Genomic DNA, 3,682 nt, shown 5'->3' with positions numbered 1-3,682 from the left:
CCGAGGACGCCCCTACTGCTTCGTCGCGGGAGAGAACACCCTGCCCACCGAACTGCGCCGCACCCTCGTCCGCCGACACCACATCCCCAAGGACGACATCGCCTTCATCGGCTACTGGCGCCACGGCCGCGCCGCCATGGACTGACCCGAGCCGCCCCCTCGCATCACACAGGCGACACCTGCGGCCGTCCGGTCAGGAATCGAGAAGCGCCGCCCCCGCTCCCCCGTCTAGCGTTGTCACCACGGACCCCACCGGTCACACGGACCGGCGCGCGACGGCCGCCGCCCGGCACTGGTGGGACCGATCCGGACGACGCCGACGCAGAGGCCTCACCCGACCGAGGGAGATCACGATGAGCACGGCCACCAGGGCGGACGCGGAGGCGCCCGAGCCGCACGCCGCCGACAGCCACGACCTGATCCGCGTGTACGGCGCGCGAGAGAACAACCTCCGGGACGTCAGCGTCGAGATACCCAAACGCCGCCTGACCGTGTTCACCGGCGTCTCCGGCTCGGGCAAGAGCTCCCTGGTGTTCAACACCATCGCCGCGGAGTCGCAGCGGATGATCAACGAGACCTACAGCGCCTTCGTGCAGGGCCTCATGCCGACGATGGCCCGGCCCGACGTCGACGTCCTCGACGGGCTGACCACGGCGATCATCATCGACCAGGAGCGGATGGGCGCCAACGTCCGCTCCACGGTCGGCACCGCCACCGACGCCAACTCGCTGCTGCGCGTCCTCTTCAGCCGCCTCGGGGAACCGCGCATCGGCTCGCCCAACGCGTTCGCGTTCAACGTCGCCTCGGTCCAGGCCAGCGGCGCCGTCAAGGTGGGCACCGGCAAGGCCGTGAGGCAGACCTTCAGCCGCACCGGCGGCATGTGCACGCACTGCGAGGGGCGGGGCACGGTCTCCGACATCGACCTCACCCAGCTCTACGACGACTCCAAGTCGATCGCTGAGGGCGCGTTCACCATCCCCGGCTGGAAGTCGGACAACTTCTGGACGGTGCGGGTCTACGCCGAGTCGGGCTTCGTGGACCCCCACAAGCCGATCCGCGACTACACCGAGGGGGAACTCGCCGACTTCCTGCACAAGGAGCCGGTCAAGGTGAAGGTCGAGGGCGTCAACCTCACCTACGAGGGGGTGATCCCCAAGATCAGGAAGTCGTTCCTGTCCAAGGACCGCGAGGCGATGCAGCCGCACATCCGGGAGTTCGTGGACCGGGCTGTCACCTTCACCGCCTGCCCCGCGTGCGACGGCACCCGCCTGAGCGAGGCGGCCCGGTCCTCCAAGATCCGCGGGACCAGCATCGCCGACGCGTGCGCGATGCAGATCAGCGACCTCGCCGAGTGGGTCCGCGGCCTCGACGAGCCGTCCGCGGGGCCCCTGCTGGACAAACTGGGGCACACGCTCGACTCGTTCGTGGAGATCGGGCTGGGCTACCTCTCGCTCGACCGCTCCTCGGGCACGCTCTCGGGCGGCGAGGCCCAGCGCACCAAGATGATCCGCCACCTGGGCTCCTCGCTCACCGACGTCACCTACGTCTTCGACGAGCCCACCGTGGGACTGCACCCGCACGACATCGAGCGGATGAACCGCCTGCTGCTGCGGCTGCGCGACAAGGGCAACACCGTACTGGTCGTGGAGCACAAGCCGGAGACCATCGCGATCGCCGACCACGTGGTGGACCTGGGGCCCGGCGCCGGTGACGACGGGGGGCGGATCGTCTTCGAGGGCGGCGTCGAGGGGCTGCGCGCCAGCGGCACCCCCACCGGCCGACACCTCGACGACCGGGCCCGGCTCAAGCCGAAGACGCGCGCGCCCCGGGACGCCCTGGAGATCCGCGGCGCCGACGCCAACAACCTGCGCGGCGTGGACGTGGACGTGCCGCTGGGCGTGCTGTGCGTGGTCACCGGCGTGGCGGGCAGCGGCAAGAGTTCGCTGGTCCACGGGTCGATGACCGCGGGCGCGGGCGTGGTGTCGGTGGACCAGGGCGCGATCCGCGGCTCGCGGCGCAGCAACCCGGCCACCTACACCGGGCTGCTCGACCCCGTCCGCAAGGCCTTCGCCAAGGCCAACGGCGTCAAGCCGGCGCTGTTCAGCCCCAACTCCGAGGGCGCCTGCCCGGCCTGCAACGGCGCCGGAGTGCTCTACACCGACCTGGCCATGATGGACACGGTCGCCTCGCCGTGCGAGGAGTGCGAGGGCAGGAGGTTCCAGCCGCAGGTGCTGGAGTACCGCCTGGGCGGCCCGGACGGCGGCCGCGACATCAGCGAGGTGCTCGCGATGTCGGTGGCCGAGGCCCGCGCGTTCTTCGGCGGAGAGGGCGCGAAGGTGCCCGCCGCCGAGCGGATCCTGCGGCGTTTGGAGGAGGTCGGCCTGGGCTACCTCAGGGTCGGCCAGCCGCTGACCACCCTGTCCGGCGGCGAGCGGCAGCGGCTCAAGCTGGCCGTCCACATGGCCGGGGAGGGCGGCGTCTACGTCCTGGACGAACCGACCAGCGGCCTGCACCTGGCCGACGTCGAACAGCTGCTCGGCCTGCTCGACCGGCTCGTCGACTCGGGGAAGTCGGTCGTGGTCGTCGAGCACCACCAGGCGGTCATGGCGCACGCAGACTGGATCATCGACCTGGGCCCCGGGGCGGGCCACGACGGCGGCCGGGTCGTGTTCGAGGGCACGCCCGCCGACCTCGTCGCCGCCCGCTCCACCCTCACCGGCGAGCACCTCGCGGCCTACGTCGGCGCCTGACCGGCCCGCGCGCGAAGCAGGCGGCCCCTGGCCCGTGCCGGGTCCGCCGTCCGTGGGGCGGCGGGCCGGGCCCGGGAGGGCCCCGCCGCCGGGGCCTCAGCCCGCGGCGGTGACCTCCAGCAGCGAGCCCACGCGCTCCACCGTCAGCCGGGACTCGCGGCGCAGGGCGGCGGTGTCCATGCCCTCGTCGCCCAGCACGACGAGCAGGGCCTCCATCCCGACCGCGTAGACGACCGCGTAGCCGCCCTGGCAGCGGGTGACGACCTCGCGCAGCGGCCCCAGCCCCGTCTCGTCGCCGGTGCGCTTGCCCAGGCCCAGGGATGCGGCGGCGAGCGCGGCCAGCGCGTGGGGGCGACCGCCCTGGATGTCGGAGGCCACCAGCATGCCGTCGGAGGCGGCCACGGCGCTGTCGGTCACGCCGACGACGTGCTCGCGCAGCCGCGCCAGCTCCTCGGCGATCTGACCCTGAACCATCTACATGCTCCCGTGCTCGTCGGTCGGCCGCGCCGTGCGGCCGGTGTGGGCGTCCAGGTCCTGAAGCGCGCGGCGCACCCTCTCCAGGGGCACCGCCGCGCGCTGCGCACGGCGCAGGGCGGCGATCGGCCCGGGTTCGGGCTCCTCGGGGCCGAACACCCCCGGCCGGGGGCGCGGCCCCCGGGGCACCGGGGACGGGGTGCGCTTGGGCAGGGCGGTCAGGCCGCCCGCCTCTTGTCCCCCGGCGGGCGGTTCGCCGCCGCGGGCCGGACGGGGTCGTCCGGTCGTGCTCATCGGGCCGCCTCTTCGTCGGCCGCCACGGCCGTCGTGTGGTCGGTGCCCAGTGAGCGCAGGCGTTCGCGCACGCTTCCGGGGACCGGAACCGACGCGGCCGGGGGCGCGGGGCGCACGGTGTTCGCGCCCGGACTCCGCTTGGCCAGCGCGGACGGTCCCTCGTC

General features: G+C 73.4%; 4 protein-coding genes. 2 read left to right on the top strand and 2 right to left on the bottom strand.

Annotated features, from left to right (window positions below):
• Both ABD54_RS27620 and ABD54_RS25975 read left to right on the top strand, forming a co-directional pair.
• Window positions 1-145 (top strand): SIP domain-containing protein (locus ABD54_RS27620; protein ID WP_160313095.1); only part of this gene is annotated, 145 nt, incomplete at its 5' end.
• 208 nt (window positions 146-353) lie between these two features.
• Complete coding sequence (locus ABD54_RS25975; protein WP_047872181.1) at window positions 354-2,750, top strand: excinuclease ABC subunit UvrA; 2,397 nt, start codon at window positions 354-356, stop codon at window positions 2,748-2,750.
• 96 nt (window positions 2,751-2,846) lie between these two features.
• On the opposite strand, the gene ABD54_RS25970 is transcribed toward ABD54_RS25975, so the two are convergent.
• Both ABD54_RS25970 and ABD54_RS25965 read right to left on the bottom strand, forming a co-directional pair.
• Window positions 2,847-3,224 (bottom strand): roadblock/LC7 domain-containing protein, encoded by a 378-nt coding sequence (locus tag ABD54_RS25970; RefSeq protein WP_013152635.1) that lies wholly within the window; start codon window positions 3,222-3,224, stop codon window positions 2,847-2,849.
• Complete coding sequence (locus ABD54_RS25965; RefSeq protein WP_047872180.1) at window positions 3,225-3,518, bottom strand: hypothetical protein; 294 nt, start codon at window positions 3,516-3,518, stop codon at window positions 3,225-3,227.
• Window positions 3,519-3,682 lie beyond the last annotated feature (164 nt).

This window comes from Nocardiopsis sp. RV163, from assembly GCF_001029525.1.
In the GTDB taxonomy this organism is placed as follows: domain Bacteria; phylum Actinomycetota; class Actinomycetes; order Streptosporangiales; family Streptosporangiaceae; genus Nocardiopsis; species Nocardiopsis dassonvillei.
The sequence above is the reverse complement of the archived record's forward strand: the minus strand, read 5'-3'. Positions and strand labels throughout refer to the sequence as shown.